Annotated in this window: 12 protein-coding genes and 2 pseudogenes; 10 read left to right on the forward strand and 4 right to left on the reverse strand. The window is 44.7% G+C overall.

Features of this window, described 5'->3' with window-relative positions; translation table 11 throughout:
- Window positions 1-4 precede the first annotated feature (4 nt).
- From ACYPWY_RS11645 to ACYPWY_RS11665, 5 genes are all read left to right on the forward strand, one after another.
- A complete protein-coding gene (locus ACYPWY_RS11645; RefSeq protein WP_459685703.1) occupies window positions 5-2,242 on the forward strand; it encodes a S8 family serine peptidase in 2,238 nt (745 codons plus the stop codon).
- Window positions 2,243-2,401: 159 nt separating this feature from the next.
- The gene (locus ACYPWY_RS11650; protein ID WP_459685704.1) at window positions 2,402-3,817 is read left to right on the forward strand and encodes a PDZ domain-containing protein; all 1,416 of its coding nucleotides are present in this window, start codon (window positions 2,402-2,404) and stop codon (window positions 3,815-3,817) included.
- A gap of 75 nt (window positions 3,818-3,892) precedes the next feature.
- On the forward strand, window positions 3,893-5,509 hold the full coding sequence (locus tag ACYPWY_RS11655; RefSeq protein ID WP_459685705.1) for an ABC-F family ATP-binding cassette domain-containing protein: 1,617 nt from the start codon (window positions 3,893-3,895) through the stop codon (window positions 5,507-5,509).
- 42 nt (window positions 5,510-5,551) lie between these two features.
- The gene (locus ACYPWY_RS11660) at window positions 5,552-6,001 is read left to right on the forward strand and encodes a hypothetical protein (protein WP_459685728.1); all 450 of its coding nucleotides are present in this window, start codon (window positions 5,552-5,554) and stop codon (window positions 5,999-6,001) included.
- Entirely contained in the window at window positions 5,940-6,941 is a 1,002-nt protein-coding gene (locus ACYPWY_RS11665; RefSeq protein ID WP_459685726.1) for an acyltransferase family protein, read from the forward strand. The genes ACYPWY_RS11660 and ACYPWY_RS11665 overlap by 62 nt, the downstream gene beginning before the upstream one ends.
- Before the next feature lie 72 nt (window positions 6,942-7,013).
- On the opposite strand, the gene ACYPWY_RS11670 is transcribed toward ACYPWY_RS11665, so the two are convergent.
- The 4 genes from ACYPWY_RS11670 to ACYPWY_RS11685 form a co-directional block, all read right to left on the reverse strand.
- A complete protein-coding gene (locus ACYPWY_RS11670; protein ID WP_459685706.1) occupies window positions 7,014-8,693 on the reverse strand; it encodes a M23 family metallopeptidase in 1,680 nt (559 codons plus the stop codon).
- A 74-nt stretch (window positions 8,694-8,767) separates the two neighbouring features.
- Entirely contained in the window at window positions 8,768-10,879 is a 2,112-nt protein-coding gene (locus ACYPWY_RS11675; RefSeq protein WP_459685707.1) for a cation:proton antiporter, read from the reverse strand.
- A 58-nt stretch (window positions 10,880-10,937) separates the two neighbouring features.
- The gene (locus ACYPWY_RS11680; protein ID WP_459685708.1) at window positions 10,938-12,455 is read right to left on the reverse strand and encodes a DUF4301 family protein; all 1,518 of its coding nucleotides are present in this window, start codon (window positions 12,453-12,455) and stop codon (window positions 10,938-10,940) included.
- Window positions 12,456-12,567: 112 nt separating this feature from the next.
- On the reverse strand, window positions 12,568-12,867 hold the full coding sequence (locus ACYPWY_RS11685; RefSeq protein WP_459685709.1) for a hypothetical protein: 300 nt from the start codon (window positions 12,865-12,867) through the stop codon (window positions 12,568-12,570).
- Window positions 12,868-13,052: 185 nt separating this feature from the next.
- Between ACYPWY_RS11685 and ACYPWY_RS11690 the strand changes: the two genes are divergently transcribed.
- From ACYPWY_RS11690 to ACYPWY_RS11710, 5 genes and pseudogenes are all read left to right on the forward strand, one after another.
- The gene (locus ACYPWY_RS11690) at window positions 13,053-13,493 is read left to right on the forward strand and encodes an HYC_CC_PP family protein (protein WP_459685710.1); all 441 of its coding nucleotides are present in this window, start codon (window positions 13,053-13,055) and stop codon (window positions 13,491-13,493) included.
- A gap of 101 nt (window positions 13,494-13,594) precedes the next feature.
- A pseudogene (locus ACYPWY_RS11695) lies at window positions 13,595-16,004 on the forward strand (efflux RND transporter permease subunit); the annotation flags it as partial.
- 77 nt (window positions 16,005-16,081) lie between these two features.
- A pseudogene (locus tag ACYPWY_RS11700) lies at window positions 16,082-17,458 on the forward strand (efflux RND transporter permease subunit); the annotation flags it as partial.
- A gap of 11 nt (window positions 17,459-17,469) precedes the next feature.
- Window positions 17,470-18,999: a TolC family protein gene (locus ACYPWY_RS11705; protein ID WP_459685711.1), complete on the forward strand. Its 1,530-nt coding sequence runs from the start codon at window positions 17,470-17,472 to the stop codon at window positions 18,997-18,999.
- Window positions 19,000-19,011: 12 nt separating this feature from the next.
- Complete coding sequence (locus ACYPWY_RS11710; RefSeq protein WP_459685712.1) at window positions 19,012-20,340, forward strand: efflux RND transporter periplasmic adaptor subunit; 1,329 nt, start codon at window positions 19,012-19,014, stop codon at window positions 20,338-20,340.
- Window positions 20,341-20,471 lie beyond the last annotated feature (131 nt).

Genomic DNA, 20,471 nt, shown 5'->3' on the forward strand with positions numbered 1-20,471 from the left:
TATCATGAAACGATCATTTATTTTATTGACTTTTGCCCTTTTGTGTTTATCTTTGAATGCTCAAGAGCAATTGAATAGCGAACATTTTTATTACTATAAAGGAGATAAAGTATATTTGCAAGCCGATTATTCCCGTATTTCGATAGCATCGACAAGCGAATTTTCTACTATTGCCACATCTGTAACCCTACCTGCATCTACGATTGAGAAAGCAGGGAAAAGTTATGCACGGCAAAATGTAGTTATTGCCGATAATATACCTAATCCGTCTCAGAATGGCGATGTATATTTGGCTGAGATGAAGCTGGCGAACAATGTTAGCCAAACAACCTATTTTAATATTATTCAGAATTTGCAGGAGGTGAATAACATAATCAAGGTTACCCCTTCCTACAAGTATTTGAATGAGCCATTGGGAACATCCAACAATTTTTATGTGAAACTTTGGGATGCGGCTGATGCACCCATTTTATACAATTTGGCCAATCAACATGCAATGCAGGTATTGGGGCGTAATGAGTATATGCCTTTGTGGTTTACGGTGGCTTGTACCAAAGAAACACCCTACAATGCTTTTGAAGCAGCTAATTTGTTTTACGAGACTAATTTGTTTGCAGGTTCGGAACCGGAGTTTTTGTATGATATTAAATTAGCCTCAAGTGATCCCTACTTTGGCGATCAATGGGGCTTGAAAAATACGGGACAGTACGGAGGTACGCCGGGTATTGATATAAAAGCGGAAGAAGCATGGGCCATAACTACCGGTTCACCCGATATAAAGGTCGCGGTATTTGATCTCGGCTTTGAGCTGGATCATCCCGACTTGGAAGATAATGTTTATGGAACCGGATACAATGCATCAACAGATACGAGTCCTGTTTTTGTATCGCATTATCATGGTAATAATTGTGCCGGTATTATCGGCGCCCCACAAAATAACTCAAAAGGCCTAAGTGGAGTTGCACCCAATGCTAAAATAATCTCCATAGGCGCCCCTCTCCTTACTTCTCCTAGTGCTCAGTCGCTAGCTAATGGATTTAACTGGGCATGGAAACATGAGGTGGATGTTATCAATAATTCATGGAATACTATTCCGTCAGCGCCATCAGATGTTTTAGAAAATGCAATTGACAGTGCATTGACTCGTGGACGCAATGGTAAAGGAACTATCATCGTTTTTTCAGCAGGAAATGCTAATAACACAAACATAGTAATTCCAGTAAACAGAGATTCATTGATATTGGTGGTTGGAGCAGTAAGCCCTTGCGGGGAACGAAAAAGCCCAACTTCTTGCGATACTGAAACCTTGTGGGGAAGTTGTTACGGCCCACGATTAGATATTATGGCTCCGGGGGTACTAATCCCAACAACTGACAGGCAAGGAGATATAGGGCTTAATCCATTTTTGAATGCACATACAGAGTCTGGAGGAAGTATTCTGACCAGCGACTATGCGGACGAGGATTATACCGCTACTTTCAATGGCACATCGGCAGCAGCACCGCATGTAGCAGGTGTTGCCGCCCTTGTTTTATCAGCCAATCCAAATCTTACAGTAAAGCAAGTTAATGATATTATCGAATCTACTGCACAAAAAGTAGGGGATTATGATTACCAACTTGCCGAAGGGCGGACAAACGGCGCTTGGCACGAAGAGATGGGTTATGGATTGGTAGATGCTCATGCAGCCGTTGTACTTGCACAGAACACAATTCCGGAATCTTGTACAACATATATCAACAACCAAACTTATGACACTGGTACGCACAATATATTTGGTTGTACTGTTGAAATTACCGACACAACAATAGAAGAAAATACTACTGTAAACATTAACTCGACAGAAGGCGTAACCATCGGCCCCGATTTTTGGGCAAAAGAGGGCTCCAATGTAACCATCACAGCATCGCAGGCTTCCCCCAGCCTCCTATCTGCCAAAGCTGCCGACAACACCGAAACAGCCACCTCGCTGGAAGAAGCAGTAACCACACAAAATCCAGCCGGAAAGTTCAACTTCACCGTATATCCCAATCCCAACGACGGGAATTTCACGGTGGAAATAACGGGCGAGGTACAACCCTACACGGTGGAGATTTACAATGCTTCGGGCGGTATGCTGGGCAAAACCAGTTGCGATGCCGAGGCAGTAAACATTAACCGCTCCGATTTACCCCAGGGTATCTATTACGTCAGGCTGTTGATGGGCAAAGAGGTTGCTACCAAAAGGGTGATAATAAAGTAAGCAACAATACTGCGTTATACCTCACAAAACCGCATTTCGATACTATTCGGAATGCGGTTTTTATTTAACATACCTTCATGTTTGAATAAACAGATAAAAAAACGTATCTTTGCCAGTCTTAACGAAGTAGTTAAATACAAAACACTTAAAAAGGAATAAATGAAACGCTTATTTTCTGTCATCTTGTTCATTGTTACTATTTTTAGCATAACAGCACAAACAACTGAGCAAACATGCCACTTCGGCATCACATTCGAAATCAGTAATAATGCTAACTGGGGATATGGCGAACCGGTGATATTGACGGTGGAACCAAATTCGGCTGCCGACATTGCGGGAATCAAGCCCGGCGATATTATTATGGAAATCAATGGCGCTGCAACCTACCTGAGAAATTATCAGACAATTGCCCCCTGGCTATTCGATAGCGATGCCAGCGTAGCTACATTCACCATACGCAATCTCAAGTCTTACTTCAAAGAATATGAATTGCCACGCCAATGCCGTCCGGTAAATTCTATCAGCGAATCGGAGCTGGCGACCTCATTCTCGTTCTATAGCCTCGAAAATACGCAGGAACGGGTTTTTATCCTGCCGCTGCAAATCACAACAAGCAGGGATGTAGATTATTCGGATTACCGCACCTACAGTTTTATCGACAGGCAGGATAATATTCCGGTCGATAGGCGCATTACTGCCGAACTGGAAAAAGTGTTGAACGAAAAAGGCTTGGTCTTTAGCGCCGATAATGCCGATATACTCATTCAAACATACTATACCTATCTGCCCAATCCCAAATACAATCCGCTAGCGAATACATCGAAAGAAACAAGCGCCTGGCGATACAACCCGCTGACCAAGGAAATGGTGTCGCTTCCTATCCTTTCGGGCGATAATCCCTTGGCAGAGCATAGCGGACAGTTTATTCTGGAGTTCGGTATCCGGTTTTTCGATAAAAAATACATCAACCCCAATGCTGCCACTTTAATTTGGGAAGCGCACGTAAAGGAATACACCACATCGCAATTCACACTCGAAGAATATATACCGATACATGCACCGCTGATTTTCATGCACTACCCCTATTCCTCGAGCAAGTTAACGGCCAAATATGTTGTAAGCAAGAAGAAATATTATTACACCGGCCTGTATTATAGTACGGGTGATATGAAAACGATTACCGATGTTGAACGAAATTCACCGGCTTACAGGGCTGGAATTCGTCCGGGCGCGGTGATAGAAAAAATTAATGATACGAAATTTGTATATAACAAAACCGGACTGCTAAACGGATACAAGCGTTTTATATCCGAAACAATGAAGTACCGGAATCCTCAAACCTTGTTTGTTGATGCCCAGGGATTCCCCGATTGTATGTACTGGAAAGAGAGTGAATACAAGAATGTAAAGAATGCTTTCGGTCAAACAATCTATACTCCCATATTCAAGTATCTGTATAATTTCGAAAAATATATTTCCGGTAAACCGGTAACTACGCTTTCGATAGAAACAAAAGGGAAAAAATATAAGATTACGCCCGAAGAACGAAGTTCGATAAGTGTCAGAACATTTTAATTTCAATAAAATATAGTTTAATATTGGTGAATAGCTAACCCCTGTTCACCTTTTGTTTATTTTCTACAACTAGGTATGATTACAGTTTCAAATTTAAGTATTCAGTTCGGCAAAAGAGTATTGTTTCAGGACGTAAATCTAAGGTTTGCCAATGGCAATTGCTATGGAATTATCGGCGCAAACGGAGCCGGCAAATCCACATTTCTGAAAATCCTGAGCGGAGAAAAAGACGCTACACAAGGCTCTTTTTCGATGGATCCCAACGAGCGCATGTCCATTTTATCCCAAGATCACTTTGCTTTCGACAACCAGTCGGTCATGGATACCGTTCTTCAGGGACATACGGTGCTGTGGGACATTATGCGGGAAAAAGATGCTCTCTATGCCAAAGCCGATTTCAGCGATGCCGATGGAATACGGGCCTCGGAATTGGAAGAAAAATTTGCCGAAATGCAAGGTTGGAATGCCGAAAGCGATGCCGCCACCCTGTTGAGCGGCTTGGGCATTGGCGAAGAGTTGCACACCCAGTTGATGGCTAACATGAGCGGAAAGCAAAAAGTGCGTATTTTGCTGGCCAGAGCGCTTTTCGGGAACCCCGACAATTTGCTGCTGGATGAGCCCACCAACGACCTCGATATTGAAACGGTAATGTGGCTCGAAAATTACCTGTCCAACTTCGAGAACACGGTATTGGTAGTTTCCCACGACCGCCATTTTCTCGATTCGGTGTGTACGCATATCATTGATATTGACTACGGTAAAATAAATCTGTATGCCGGTAATTACAGCTTTTGGTACGAATCGAGCCAGTTAGCTCTGCGTCAACAAAGCCAGCAAAACAAAAAAGCCGAAGAAAAGAAAAAAGAACTGGAAGAATTTATCCGCCGCTTCAGCGCCAATGTAGCCAAATCGAAACAGACAACCAGCCGGAAGAAAATGCTGGAAAAACTGAACATTGAAGAAATTAAACCCTCTTCGCGAAAATATCCGGGTATCATCTTCACGCCCTCGCGCGAACCGGGGAACAAAGTCCTCGAAGTGTCGGGATTGAGCAAATCCATTGACGGAAAGACGCTCTTCAGCAATATCAGCTTCAATGTGGAAAAGGACGATAAGATTGTGCTGCTCTCGAAAGACCCCAGGGCAATGACCGCCTTTTTCGAGATTATCAACGATTATACCAGCCCCGATGCCGGTTCGTTTAGCTGGGGACAAACCATTACCTCCGCTTACCTGCCCTTGGACAACAGCGACTACTTTAAAGACGATATAAATTTGGTGGACTGGCTCACACAGTTTTCCGACGACACAAGCGAGATTTACATCAAAGGCTTTCTCGGAAAAATGCTCTTTTCGGGCGAAGAAATCTTGAAAAGCGCAACGGTTTTGTCGGGAGGCGAAAAAATGCGCTGCATGATTGCCCGCATGATGATGAAAAACGCCAACTGCCTGCTGCTCGATTCACCGGCCAACCACCTGGATTTGGAGTCGATACAAGCCTTCAACAATACCCTCAAGCAGTTCAAAGGCAACATACTGATGGCCTCGCACGACCACGAATTTATACAAACAATCTGTAACCGCGTGATAGAGCTAACCCCCAACGGAGCCATTGACAAAATTATGGACTACGACGACTACATCGTATCGGAAGACATAAAAGCCCTGAAGGAAAAGATGTATAAAAAGTAATTTGGCAATTAGAATAATGTGAATAATATGCCAATATGAATAATGCGGGAATGTGAATATTGTAGGGGCGCGATTAATCGCGCCCTTATTTTGCATATGCCCGCTGGCGCGAACATGTCTGAACCGTTGATTGTAGCTGATTTTATTGATTTGCACGATAATCGTAGGGGCGAAATATCTTTCACCCGCCGCCGCGAACGGGCGTTTTTGCCACGAACGGGGTGTTTTTGTCTCGCATGGGACGACACCAGTTTTGCCGATAAACCGAAAAAAGTCCTTTGGTTTTTTTTCATGCAGTTTCCATTAAAAATAAAATCTGCTTCCCGTTTTTCTAATTTATCGTATCTTTGCAAAAATATAATGCGCCCTGCTACAACAAATGATAAAGCCGCTAACTTCATTACGTTTCATTTTTGCATTCATGGTTTTGATGAGTCATTGCCCTTTATTTGTCAAAAGCGAACATCCGTTTCTTTATCACATTTTCTATGAAGGGTATGCCGGGGTTAGTTTCTTTTTTATACTTAGCGGATTTATTTTGGCGTATAATTACCAACAACGGTTTATCGGTAAACTTATCGAGAAGAAAACCTTCTATGTTTCGCGATTGGCCCGATTATATCCATTGCATATTTTCAGTATGCTATTATGGATATGGATGGGAAAAGATCTTCCGGTCGATTCTACATACCTTGTCAATTTGGTGCGCAATATCACATTATTGCAAAGTGTTTACCCCCTGGAAGGGATAAAATTCAACGCCGTTAGCTGGAGCCTTTCTACCGAAATGTTTTTTTATTTATCGTTTCCTTTTATCGTTGGCTGGCTGGTGAAATCGAAACGAAGTTTAATCGCTTGCTTTATCATCTTAATCGGTACGGTTTCTATTACCACCTGCATGTCCGAAGACAATGATTTTTCGGAATGGTTGCTTTATGCCTCTCCCTATTTTCGTGTTGTTGACTTTATCATTGGCATACTATTATATAATCTGTGTAAATCGGGCAAACTTGACCAATGGCGCAAACGCATTTCGCCCACACTCCTCGAATTGAGCGCTCTAATCCTGCTCCTGTTTTTTTACTGTATTGCTTTTTATGTGCCGCAAGTATATCGTCATGCGCTCTGGTACTGGATTCCTATCGGTATTCTTATTTTTTCTTTTTATTATCAGGCGGGTAATATCTCCAGGTTTTTTTCAACAAGCGGATGGGTATTGCTTGGCGAGATAAGTTTCTCTTTTTACATGCTGCATACTTTTGTGAAAGCTTATGTAAAAAGAGCCGGAGTTATATTCAATATAGATATTCCCATATACCTCGTTTTTATACTGGTACTGGTAATCACCTTGCTGTTCTCTTATCTGTCTTTCAGATACATAGAAGGGTCGGCCAATAAATTTGTGAAACGCCTTTTTTTGAAAAGGAAGTAGGTGGGATATAACTTGAGTTCGATATAAGAGTAGTCCATTTAAGGCTTTCAGCCTTAACTTTAGGCCTATGACTTAAAACTCCGAACTATAACTGCTCGTGTTTCCACAAGCATCGGTGGCGGTGAAAACCAATTGGCGCTTCTTCCCTTTGGTGAGGCGCTGGGAATCGAATTTGCAGGTGTAAACCGGAGATTTTACATCGTGCTCAAAAAGGGCGAACTTCCCGTCTATTGTTCCTCTGAATGAATTGATACCGCTTTTGTTATCACTCACACGGAGCTTGATGGCGGCTTCTGCTTCCCATTTTTCGGGATGGACGGGCGTAATTACCGGCGCTTCGTTGTCGCTGGAGACGGCTAGTTTCCGGCCTATTTCCCTTACATCTGCCACAATGCAGCCATCGGTATAAGTTCCGCCGATCCAGCTTTCTTTTCCGTTGCTTACCGACACCAAGCCATACTGATTTTTATTGGATAATGTATCGGATTTCAGCTTTATCCGCATCTCGGCTTTGTCCCGAAAAGGGATATAGCTATCGTTGACGGAGAAAATATCGGAAAAATAAGTTTTCGCAGCCTCTTGTCTCAGCCTGAGGTTGAAATCTTTGTAGAGGTTGCCGTTGGGAATAAACAGCGAAAAACTGTCGTTCGCGTAACGATTCTCCTTGTTCCAAGTCATGTACATTGCCCCTTTTTTCAACTGGCTGATGGCTTGCTTTTGCCCCGTTATCTGAAAATCGTAAACAGTAGTATTGTCATAAGCATCCGACAGTTCGTATCTCAGGTCGTACAGCCGTTCCTGATCGATGATGATATAGCCCTTGTCTATTGTTTCGTAAAACGGAAGCCGATTCCCGGGTTCGACAAACGATTTCATGTAGAACGAGCTATTTCTTCGCCAGGCATCAAAATCAATCAAACTGTTTAACATGGCCGAATCGTCGAAGCTATAAGAATTGATATTGGATTCAAAAACCTTCTTCTTATCGACATATAACCGGATGCGTTTAACCCCGTAAATATTGCTTGTTCCGGTCATCCGGTCGTAAGCCTTTACTGCCAAACCTATCTTTCCCCAAGCCTTCACAGGGATTCTGAGGGGGTTGTAATTTCCCTTTTTTGTTATCGTAATGTTCTGACGCAGCGGTTGATTGCTGCCATTCACTATCCCTTCCCCTTCCATTGGATAAACGGCAATGCCCCTGATTTCGGGAGCGACATTATCCGTTATCACTGTTTTGTAATACTGTAAGGGATCGATGGCATTTTCGGTTTTTTCGTCCCTTATTTCAAAATGCAGATGAGGGCCGCCCGATGAACCGGCATCGCCACTGTATGCAATTATTTCGCCTCTCTTTACCGGAAAGACGGTCTTTTCGGGAAGTAAATTGACGCGGAAGCTTTCTTCTTCGTACTGCTTCTCTTTTACATACAATGCTACTTGGGGCATAAAATTGTTCAAATGGCCATACACGCTCACTTGTCCGGTTTGCGGATGTGTGATGTACAAGGCCCTGCCGTAACCTGCCGGCGAAACAAATATGCGTGAAATGTATCCGTCAGCCACACAATACACCGGTTTATTGATAACACCCTGTGTTTTCATATCTATCCCCGAATGGAAGTGGTTGTTGCGCAATTCGCCGAAGTTTCCGCTCAGATACAAGGGAATATCCATAGGCTTCCGGTATTGAGCAAAAGCGCTGCCCAATAACGTTAGTAAGAATGCTGTCAGAAGTATAGTTTTCCTCATCTCTATTTTAAAAGCCCCTCCAAACCTCCCCGTAGGGGAGGCTTCTGAATCCCCCCTACGGGGGCAGGGGGGCTTTATTTCTTTAAAATATTCCGCATTTTCCGTCTGAAAATAGTGAACTTGTTGTAGTCCAATGCCGGATTCAGCCTGTCTATATCGGCTCCTAAGGCCGTAACGGTCTGAATGGGATATATGAGAATAAAATTATTGTCTTTAAAAAACCGGTTCAGATAGGTTGGGATTTTTTCCATGGCCGGGGTATAAGATATTTTATTCGGACGGCTCATTACGATGGCCATACTGTCGTCCGTTCTTATATCTCTAAGCAGCATCAGGAAGTTGTTCCAGTCGTCGAAAACATAATAATCTACATCTATCGGATGCTTTTCCTGATACAACCGTATAAATTTGATTGTATCGGGTGTTGCATAAATAACGAGTTTCTTTTTGGTGTTTCTTCCGATATTCCATACCTTATTCATCCAGAAAAGGAAGCCAATCTCCGAATCGGCGCGAGGAGGAATCACCACAAGATGCCGTTTGACTGTAGCCATTGGCTGGTATGGCTTGTAAATGAAGGTAGTTGTATCGCATTCGTCCAATACCCCTCCAACCAATCTACCAAGGAATGAATCGGGTATATCATTTTCTTTGTGTAATCCGAGTACAATATCGGTAATTTTTTGTTCCTTTACCACACTGCTGATGGCGTTGGTGGAATCGTTGTCGTAGCGTATCAGTTCGTTGACGTAATTATCGGTTGCAGCAGCTGTTTTTGAGGCATTTTCGAGTATTTTCCCGGCTCTTCGTTCATCTTCGGTATTGTCGCTGCCGTTATTTTTATTGATAACATTCAGCGCATACAAGTTATTCATCAATCGGGGATCCTTAAGCGCAATGCTCAGGTTAATCAACCTGATAACCAACTCGTTGTCGTTTGCAGGAATTAATATGCGTTCTTCGGTTTTTTTGTCTTCTTCGGCTTCGGTGAGGTCGGTACGGGCAATGTTCTGCGCCCCTTTTTGTGTGATGAAGGAAGATACCGTACATGTTACCAAAATCAACAGGATGGTTGCATTTAATACGTCCTCGTTCAACAATCCCAAGCGGTGCCCAATCATGATGATGGCAAGCGTTGCAGCAGCATGTGAGCTACTTAATCCAAAAATCAAATGACGCTGATCTTTAGAGTATTTGAACAACTTCTGCATAACAAAAGCGGCGATAAATTTGCCCAACAGCGCAAGTGTTGTTATAATAAAGGCAATCCAGACGGAGTTGGAATGTCCTATCAATATTTTTAAATCAATCAGCATACCTACCCCTATCAAAAAGAAAGGGATGAAAATGGCATTGCCCACAAACTCAATTCTATTCATCAAGGGCGATGTTTTGGGTATCAGCCTGTTAAGAGCTAATCCGGCAAAGAATGCGCCAATAATAGCTTCCACCCCGGCATACATAGACAGCAAAGCGGATAAGAATACCATCGACAACACAAAGATATACTGTAATATATTGTCGCTGATGTGTTTGAAGAACCACCGGCCTAAAATGGGCAATAGAAACGAAACAATGGCGACAAAAAGAATAAAGGGGATAATAATCCGCCCCCAGAATTCGCGGTTTATTTCTTCACCCGCAACCATGTTCGATACAACCGACAACACCAACAGGGCCAGCGTATCGGTAATTACTGTCCCTCCCACGGTGATGTTTACCGCCGGATTTTTGGCCACGCCCAATCTGCTTACAATCGGGTAGCTGATCAGGGTGTGCGATGCGAACATACTTGCCAGCAACACAGAACTGATGGCGGAAAATCCCAATATATAATAACCGGCAATTGTACCCAGAATCAATGGGCAGGAAAAGGTGAGAAGGCCGAAGACAATACTTTTTCCGCTATTCTTCTTGAAATCGTTCAAATCCAGTTCAAGACCCGCAATAAACATGATATAGAGCAGTCCGACTGTGCCGAACAAGTCGAAACTACTGTCCCTCAGTATCAGGTTAAAGCCATTGGGGCCAATAATCCCTCCTGCTATAATCAAGCCAATGAGGTGGGGTATCCTTAACTTGTTGAGAAGGATGGGGGCGCACAGAATAATAAACAATATTAATGTAAAAATTATTATTGGATCCTTAAACGGTATATCAAACCCTATGCTATCTAGTATAACCATCAATCTTTTTCTTACTAACTCTAAGCCTATAATTACAAACTATCGCTCGCCGGAGCAACTATGCCCCCTGATGCTGTTTTCGCAACAAATCGTTCACAGCTTTCACCGGATTGAATGTCTCGACAGGAACTTCCACAAAAATGGTATTCCAGTCCGACATGGCTCCGTTCCATAAGCCGGGCAATTCCAGGGCTTTCAGTTCTTTTCCGCTTTTCGATTTGATAGAGATGAATCCGGTGTTTTTATCCACCCGTTTTTTCAGGTCGAATTTATTTCCTTTGTAATCTTTCACGGCACAAACCAAATCAACCGGATTGAAATGGGTGCCTTGCTCAAACATGGCTTTTTTAGCGGGGTCGCTCATGTCTATCTGCGAGCTTTCGAGAATCTGAGGCGAAACGGTTCCATCCTGACTTACGGCAAGAAATGGGCCGCCGCCCGGTTCTCCCACATTCTTCACCATGCCGCATACACGGATAGGCCTGTCAAGTTTATTTTTGAGATACAATACCAGTTCAACGTCTTCGAGGAATTTTGTATCCGGGTTTTTGATGTTTAAAGTATCTTGTACGAAATAGAGTATTTCGATCAATTGTGCCTGCGTGTAATTTCCCGAATCAATTAGTTCGAGGTATTCAAAAATTTGCTTTTGGGTTTGAACGAGTACGCCGGCCAGTATTTTTTTGCATTTGGTGTCATCGACCTTGAATGTGTCGAGTACCACATTGTCGATATTCTTGATAAACAGGACGTCTCCATCCAAGTCGTTCAGATTCTCGATGAGTGCGCCATGTCCTCCGGGGCGGAAAAGCGGCTTGCCCTCTTCCCTGAAAGGATTATTGTCGGCATCGGCGGCTATGGTGTCGGTTTTTGGCTTTTGTTCGCTGAAACTTATCCGGTATTTCACGCCCAGTTTAGCTTCGTAATCGCTCTTTTTTGCTGCAATCAGGGTCTCGAACAACGAGCGGTGATTGGGGGAAACCGTGAAGTGAATATTTACTGTTTTATCGTGATTCTGTGCATATAAAGCGCCTTCGGCCAGGTGTTCCTCAACAGGTGTACGCGCGTAGTCGCCATAACGGTGGAACAACAGCAAGCCTTTGGGCAGATTGCCGTAATTTGCTCCCTGAACTTCCAACAAATTTTTTACGATGGCTTTATAGTTCCCCAAAGCGAGAAGCTCGGCGATAGACTTAGCTTCGTTTTTCAGGCACAAATCCTCCAGCTGTTTATAGAAAGCGAACTTTGGCAGGTTATCGAAAAACGTTTTCTCGGCGCCGGTTGCCGGTACAGCGTATGGCGCTTCGATAAACTCAAACAAGCTTTTAAACATCCGGCTTGCAGCTCCCGAGGCCGGCACAAATTTTATTATCTTCCTATCTTGTTTACAGTAAGCATCCCATGCCTCCAGATACTTCTTTTCGTCATCAATTTGCAGGATGCCTTTGCTTGTTGAGGCGGCAGCCACCAGTTCCAGAAAAGGGAATCCCGTGCGGAAGTAATCCAATTGTTCCTGTATTTCCTGTTCCGATATTCCCCTCTGCCTCAAAAGATTCAAGTCTTGTTCCGTCATCATAAATGTTCAAATTAAAATACGGGGCAAAGTTACAAATAAAAAAGAGCAAACTCACTAATATCAGGAGCTTGCTTTTGGTTATTTTATCAAAAAATATAACTATTCTTATCTCTTAAAGGTCGATATTCCGCGTTTGCGATTTTTTATGTGTAAACGCAAAATAAACGCCGAGAAGCAATACACAAATCAAAACATCCGTAGAGCCTAAAAAAATGGGAGACTCATGGTTGTTAATCGTTAATGGTTGGCGAAATGGTTTGATAGATTCTATCGACGCGCCATAAGCGGCATCATCGCGCAACATGTAGTAGCCATCTTCTTTGGGGAGAAAACTAGTTGGTGTTACAGCAATTGCAAGATTTGCTACCAATACAAAAACAGATAAAAACAATATCTTTTTTATAAACTTCATTCTTCGCATAAGTCGTGTTAAAACTGCCAAGTTTTTTGATTAGGCAAAGGTAGGTAGTGATTTTGAATCATGCAAACTTTTGTGGATTTAAAATAGGGCAAATAACCCAAATTAAATTTGATTTTATCGAAATATAAGATAACTTTGTATTTTAATTACTTATCAGTCAGTCGCACAAATTGGGGATGAAAAAGAGTTTATCCATATTGCTGCTTTTTATAATGCTGATTACAGGAGCGCATCCTGTACTGGCATTGCATTTTTGCGGAGGTGAGTTGCACTCTTTTGGCTTGACTAACCCGGTCGAAAAATCCTGCTGCGCTTCGGCACAGGGCGAGACACGTTCCGGCTATTCCGAAAAAGAGCAGAGCATAACCAAATCGCATAGCGACTGCTGCAATACGCAGAAAATAAAAATTGCTACCGACAACTACCGGAATCAGGTACAGCAATTGGATTTGAGCAAGTTACTGACCTCGTCCGACCATATAGGATTCGCACCGGCCTACCCTATCGGATGGACAACCCCCGAAGCGCTTAGGCTTGCCGAAAGTATCTTTCCACCGGGAACATCCGTCTTTCAAAATTCCGACATCCTTACCTACATTTGCATCTTCCGTATTTAATTAACAAATTTGTCAATTAGCAAATTGTTAAATTCGTAAAACCGACAGGTTTTCGTTTTTTCATTTGCTGATTACCGAATTTACTAATTAATTAAAGGATTATGCTTAACAGAATCATTAAATATTTTCTTGATAACAGGATTATAACATTGTTGCTGCTTGTTATGGTCATCGTTTGGGGATTGTCCACCGCCCCCTTCAACTGGCACGGCGGTTTATTGCCCCGGGACCCCGTTCCGGTGGATGCCATTCCCGATATTGGCGAGAACCAGCAAATTGTTGCCACCGAATGGATGGGGCGCTCTCCCAAAGACATACAGGAACAGATAACTTATCCCCTGTCAACCTCTTTGCTCGGTATTCCGGGGGTGAAGACTATTCGCAGTACGTCTATGTTCGGTATGTCTTTCATCTACATCATATTCAACGATGATGTGGAATTTTACTGGAGCCGTTCCCGCATTTTGGAGAAGTTAAATTCGCTTCCTGCCGGTGTTTTACCCGAAGGCGTACAGCCCAATCTAGGCCCCGATGCCACCGCTCTGGGACAAATATTCTGGTACACGCTCGAAGGCCGCAATCCCGAAACAGGAGAACCAACGGGCGGATGGGATCCCGACGAATTACGGACTGTTCAGGACTTCTATGTCAAATATTCCATTGCATCGGCAGAAGGAATTTCCGAAGTGGCCTCAATTGGCGGTTTCGTTAAGGAATATCAGGTGGAGATAAATCCGAATGCCATGCGGGCATTCAATGTATCGGTGATGGATGTGATGAATGCCGTACAAAAAAGCAACCTGGACATAGGCGCCGAAACAGTTGAAATCAACAAAGCCGAATACCTGGTCAGAGGACTGGGATATATTAAAAACGTTTCCGATTTGGAGGAAGCGGTTATTACCGTTCGCAACGGCGTTCCGGTAAAAATTAAAGATATAGCTTTTGTCAACTTGGGCCCGGCAACCCGTCGCGGCGGCTTGGACAAGGAAGGCGTTGAGGCCGTGGGTGGGGTAGTGGTTGCCCGCTACGGTTCCAATCCCATGCAGGTTATCGACAATGTGAAAGCCAAAATAAAGGAAATGGAAGCCGGACTTCCTCAAAAAGTGTTGGCCGACGGTACGGTTTCCAAAGTAACAGTGGTTCCTTTCTACGACCGCTCGGGACTGATACAGGAAACGATTGGAACACTTGAAACGGCGCTCTCGCACGAAATACTGATCTGTATTATTGTTGTAATCGTGCTGGTGTTCAATCTTCGGGCATCCGTTGTTATATCAAGTATGCTTCCTGTTATTGTTCTGGCAACTTTCATCATCATGAAATATTCCGGCGTTGAGGCCAATATTGTGGCGCTCTCCGGCATAGCTATCGCCATCGGGGTGATGGTGGATGTGGGGGTTGTCTTTGTCGAGAATATCGTCCGGCACATGGAAATACCTGAGAATAAAGATGTAACGAGAGGTAAAGCCTTGGCTAATTTGATATATAAAAGCGTAAGCGAGGTGTCGGGAGCCATTACAACGGCCATGCTGACTACGGTTGTCAGTTTTCTGCCCGTTTTCTTTATGGAAGCGCAGGAAGGCAAGCTATTCAAACCGCTGGCCTTTACCAAAACATTTGCGCTAATCTCTGCGTTGCTGCTCGGATTGTCGCTGTTGCCGACTTTGGCTTACTTTGCTTTTTCCATTAAGATAAATTCAAGACAGTTGCGGAAGATTGCCAACATTGTTCTTGTTGCCGGTGGCGCCTTCCTCTTTGCTTTCACCGGAGTATATGCAGCCCTGGGGATTAGTTTATTCGGGCTGAACAACCTGTTTGCTTATTATTGGCAAAACAAAAAAACAGCCACCTACATTAATATAGGTATCGCTCTCTTGGTAATTATCTATTACCTCACGGTTGAATGGTTGCCCATCGGGCCGCAGAAAGGACTCACACTTAATACGTTGTTCGTTGTCATTTGCATCGCTATTATATTGGCTATGCTGTGGGCATTGGTTATTTATTACGAGCAAATACTGCGCTGGTGCCTGAATCACCGGATGAGATTTATGCTGATTCCGATTGTTACCGTATTTTTCGGCCTGCTGATTTGGTTGGGTTTCGATACTACTTTTGGCTTCGTGGCAAAAGGGGTTGAATCTGTCGGTTGGAAAAGTTTCCGGCAAACAAGCTTCTGGCAGGCATCCAGTAATAGATTCCCGGGCATCGGCGAAGAATTTATGCCCAGCCTCAACGAAGGGTCTTTTTTGTTGATGCCGACAAGTATGCCACATACGGGCATTGAGCAAAACCTGCAATTTATCGAAATACTGGATAAACGCATAGCCAATATACCGGAAGTGGAGAATACCGTTGGTAAATGGGGGCGCGTCAACTCGGCGCTCGACCCGGCTCCGGCTCAGATGTTTGAGAACACCATCAATTACCGCTCCGAATATATTTTGGATGAAAACGGGCATCGGATGCGCTTCAAGGTAAACAGTAAGGGGGAATTCATATTAAAAGCGCAGCCCCTTGAATCCCCCGAAGGAAGACTTGCTACTATTCGAGACGGGAGCCCCCCTCCGGGGGGACGGGAGGCTTTGATTCCTGATCCTGACGGCGATTATTTCCGTCAATGGCGGTCGCATATCAAAAAAACAGACGATATTTGGCAGGAAATCGTTAATGTGTCGCATCTGCCCGGATTGACTTCTTCCCCCAAGCTACAACCTATTGAGGCGCGGTTGGTGATGCTATCGACAGGTATGCGCGCAGCTATGGGCTTAAAAGTCTCGGGTCCCGATTTGGAGGCCATTGAACAGGGAGGTAAAGCCCTCGAAACAGCTTTGAAGGGGATACCCTCCATCCTTCCGTCCACGGTATTCTACGATCGTGCCGTGAGTGCGCCTTACATCGAAATCAAGCTAAACAGGCAAAACATGGCTCGATACGGCATTACGGTAGCCGATTTGCAGGATGTTATCGGCGCTGCCGTGGGAGGAATGCCCCTCAGCACAACCGTAGAAGGACGTGAGCGTTTTTCGGTACGACTAAGGTATCCGCGCGAATTGAGGGATGACCCCGAAGAATTGTCGCGGCTGATAATACCCGCAGCCACAGGCATACAAATTCCTTTGAAAGAGGTCGCCGATATTGAATACACAAAGGGCGCCCAAATGATTCAGAGCGAGAACACCTTCCTGGTGGGGTATGTGATTTTTGATAAAATAGCAGGAAAGGCCGAGGTGGATGTTGTGAACGAAGCCGATAGCTATTTGCAGGAGAAAATCCGTTCGGGAGAATTGCAATTGCCCCCAGGCGTATCGTATAAATTTGCGGGGAATTACGAACAGCAAAAACGGGCTGCAACACGCTTGTTGATTGTTATTCCGCTAAGTTTGCTGGCTATTCTGTTAATCTTGTACTTCCAGTTTAAAACGGTTACAGCATCGTTTATCCACTTCTCGGGAGTTATCGTGGCTTTTGCGGGCGGATTTATTTTGCTGTGGTTGTATGGCGAAGCTTGGTTTATGAATTTCTCGGTGGGTGGCGCCAATCTGCGGGACTTGTTCCAGATGCATCCGATTAATTTAAGTATCGCGGTCTGGGTCGGTTTCATCGCCTTGTTCGGCATAGCGACCAACGATGGCGTACTGATGGGAACCTATATCCACGACACCTTTCTCGAACGCAATCCACGCACAAAAGACGAAATACGGGAGGCCGTTGTGTATGCAGGATTAAGGCGTGTCCGTCCGGCTGCCATGACCACGGCAACAACGCTCATCGCCTTGTTGCCCGTACTGACATCCACCGGCAAAGGAGCCGACATCATGGTTCCGATGGCCATTCCCACATTCGGGGGCATGTTGATTCAGTCAATGACGATGTTTGTTGTACCTGTGTTCCAATGCTGGTGGAGGGAAAGTCTTCTGAACCGAGATTCTCGCAAGATTAACGTGATTACCAAGATTTAAAGAACATGATTATGACAAAAGAAAAAATACAAAATAGCATCTTGAGAATCAGGAGAATCCTACTAAAATCGTGGTTCTTAATCATTATTTGTCCGGTATCAAGCTATGGACAAACCGATTCGCTCAGTCATTATCTGGAGGTTGCCGCACGGAACAATCCGGGTGTCAAGGCCGGTTTTTTGAGCTATCAGGCCTCCTTGCAAAAAGTTTCGCAAGCCGGCGCTTACGAAGATCCGCAACTCGAAATGGGCTTCTTCTTGAAACCGATGGATATTGTTGACGGGCGACAGGTGGCCGAATTTAAGTTGATGCAAATGTTCCCTTGGTTCGGAACCAAAAAAGCGGCGCAAACCGAAGTTGTCCACATGGCAAAAATGGCATTCGAGCAATTCCGCGAAAGTTGCGATAATCTTTATCTGGAAGTTTATACACAGTGGTTTAGCCTTTGCAGTTTGCAACAAAAACTGGCAAATAACCGCGAGAACAAAAGCTATCTGACCCAGTTGGAGGAATTGGCTTTGCGAAAATTTGCTTCCCCTTCCGCCGGTTCGACTTCAGGATATTCCCCAGCCCCTCCCACTTCTCCATCCGGCACATCTGCTTCAACGGGTGGCGGGATGGCATCAATGGGAAATGCAAGCCTTCAACAGCCTGCTCAAAGCAACAGCATGACTTCCATGAGCAGTTCCGGAGGTATGCAAGGGGGCATGGGCAGCTCTTCCGGTGGTATGCAGGATGTGTTGCGCATTCAATTGGAAATGGCGGAACTGGATAACAACATCGAAAGTATTCAATCGGAAATAAAGGCGGCAAAAGCCCGGTTCAATGCTTTGCTGAATCGCCCTTCGGGGAGTGAGGTTAGCATCCCCGATTCATTTTCGCCCATTCCCTTTCTGTTCGATATTTCTTCGGCAATGAATAAAATAGCGGCACAAAACCCGATGCTGGGAATGATAAGCGAAGAAGGGCTGGCCTACAAAGCCAAAGCCGAAATGGATAAAAAAATGAGTTACCCGATGTTTGGAATAGGATTGCAATACATGCTGATACAGCCCCCTAAATCACCCAAGGGGGGGACTTCGGAAATGGCATCTATGCAGAATCCTATGCAAGCCTCCTCTATGGGGGGAGGTATGGAGGGGGCTGACATGATTATGCCGATGGTCTCGGTCAGTATTCCTATCTACCGGAATAAATACAAGGCGCAACAACGGGAGAGCAGCTACCTGCAACAAGCCAACCGCGAAAAATACATCAATACCCGCAACGCTCTGGAAGCGGAGTTGTACCAAACCAATTACCGGCTGGAGGATGCTTCGGGAAAAATAGCGCTATACAAAAAGCAATCGGAACTGGCGCAGACAGCCTATAATTTAGCCTTACAGGAATTTATTTCGGGGAAAAGCGATTTGAGCAATGTGATACAAATCCAGCGACAGTTGTTGGATTACCGCTTGAAGAATGCCGAAGCCATTGCCAACTACAATATACTGGTCGCATCCCTGCAAAAACTGATTTCATTTAAAGATACCGAACAATAAAAAGCAAACCTTATGGAAACAACTAAAATAAGTGATATACTGAAGAATAACTACATCCGCTACGGACTTGTGCTTGTAGCCGGACTGTTGCTGGGATGGTTGCTGTTTGGCGGTTCGCCGGAGCACAACGATGCAGCAGAACATGTACACGAGGAAGGAACTGTGAAAACATGGACATGCTCCATGCATCCGCAAATAAAGCAGGACAAACCGGGGCAATGTCCTCTTTGCGGAATGGATTTGACACCTTTGCAAAGCTCAGGCGCCGATAGTGAGGCGATAGACCCCGATGCCATCCTGCTATCGAAAGAGGCGGTGGCATTGGCAAATATCCAAACCACCCAGGTCAGCCGCCAGAATCCGGTGAAGGACATCCAACTGTACGGAACCGTACAGGCCGACGAACGCTTATCTCAATCGCAAACATCGCACATAAGCGGGCGCATTGAGAAACTATTTGTTAACTTTACAGGCGAAAGCGTGCGGCAGGGACAAACAATCGCCACCATTTACTCGCCCGAATTATTGAACGCCCAGCAAGAATTGCTGGAAGCGGCAAAAATGCAATCGGTACAACCACTGCTTCTGCAAGCGGCAAAAGAAAAGCTGCGCTTGTGGAAATTGACGGATGAGCAGATAGAGGGGCTGGAGAAATCGGGAAAGGCAAATCCATACATCGAGATAAAAGCAAATACCAGCGGCATTGTGGTTGGGAAAAATGTGAATCAGGGGGAATATGTGAATCAGGGGAATGTGCTCTTTGACATTGCCAATCTTTCGCAAGTATGGGTACTATTCGATGCATACGAAGTCGATCTTCCTTTTCTGAAAGTGGGCGACCGGATAGAATTTACCTTGCAAGCCATCCCCGGAAAAACATTCAGCGGTAAGATTTCGTTTATCGATCCCTTGCTCGACAAAACAACCCGCACAGCCAAAGTCAGGGTAGAAACAGGCAATCGGGGAATGCAGTTGAAACCCGAGATGTATGCTTCCGCCAATGTGAAAGCGCCATTAAAACAATACAACAACGAGCTGGTCATACCCAAATCGGCCATCTTGTGGACGGGAAAACGCTCGATTGTTTACCTCAAACAACCCGATGTGGAATCGCCTGCGTTTATGCTTCGGGAGATTGAATTGGGACCAGCCCTGGGCGATTCGTATGTAGTTGTTTCGGGTATAACCGATGGCGATGAGATAGTAACAAACGGCGCCTTCTCGATTGATGCCAGCGCACAACTGGAAGGGAAACGGAGTATGATGAATACGCCCCCTCCAACCTCCCCGGCCTCTATCCCCCTACGGGTACTTTCTCCAAAAGGAGAAAGGAAAAGGTAAAAGCTTTTGGAGGCTTTTGAACCAGTTGTCATTGCGGGCTCCGACCCGCAATCTCCTGATAAAGGCACAATGTTTTGCCCCTCTGTTAGGAGATCCCGTGTCAAGCACGGGATGACAGCAGTCTCTAGGGG

This window comes from Viscerimonas tarda, from assembly GCF_054601255.1.

Coding starts and splice junctions, on each gene's coding strand:
- ACYPWY_RS11665 (WP_459685726.1), top strand. CDS start 5,940: ATGAGTCATTGCCCTTTATTTGTCAAAAGCGAACATCCGTTTCTTTAT.
- ACYPWY_RS11650 (WP_459685704.1), top strand. CDS start 2,402: ATGAAACGCTTATTTTCTGTCATCTTGTTCATTGTTACTATTTTTAGC.
- ACYPWY_RS11645 (WP_459685703.1), top strand. CDS start 5: ATGAAACGATCATTTATTTTATTGACTTTTGCCCTTTTGTGTTTATCT.
- ACYPWY_RS11675 (WP_459685707.1), bottom strand. CDS start 10,879: ATGGTTATACTAGATAGCATAGGGTTTGATATACCGTTTAAGGATCCA.
- ACYPWY_RS11685 (WP_459685709.1), bottom strand. CDS start 12,867: ATGAAGTTTATAAAAAAGATATTGTTTTTATCTGTTTTTGTATTGGTA.
- ACYPWY_RS11690 (WP_459685710.1), top strand. CDS start 13,053: ATGAAAAAGAGTTTATCCATATTGCTGCTTTTTATAATGCTGATTACA.
- ACYPWY_RS11660 (WP_459685728.1), top strand. CDS start 5,552: ATGCGGGAATGTGAATATTGTAGGGGCGCGATTAATCGCGCCCTTATT.
- ACYPWY_RS11655 (WP_459685705.1), top strand. CDS start 3,893: ATGATTACAGTTTCAAATTTAAGTATTCAGTTCGGCAAAAGAGTATTG.
- ACYPWY_RS11680 (WP_459685708.1), bottom strand. CDS start 12,455: ATGATGACGGAACAAGACTTGAATCTTTTGAGGCAGAGGGGAATATCG.
- ACYPWY_RS11710 (WP_459685712.1), top strand. CDS start 19,012: ATGGAAACAACTAAAATAAGTGATATACTGAAGAATAACTACATCCGC.
- ACYPWY_RS11670 (WP_459685706.1), bottom strand. CDS start 8,693: ATGAGGAAAACTATACTTCTGACAGCATTCTTACTAACGTTATTGGGC.
- ACYPWY_RS11705 (WP_459685711.1), top strand. CDS start 17,470: ATGACAAAAGAAAAAATACAAAATAGCATCTTGAGAATCAGGAGAATC.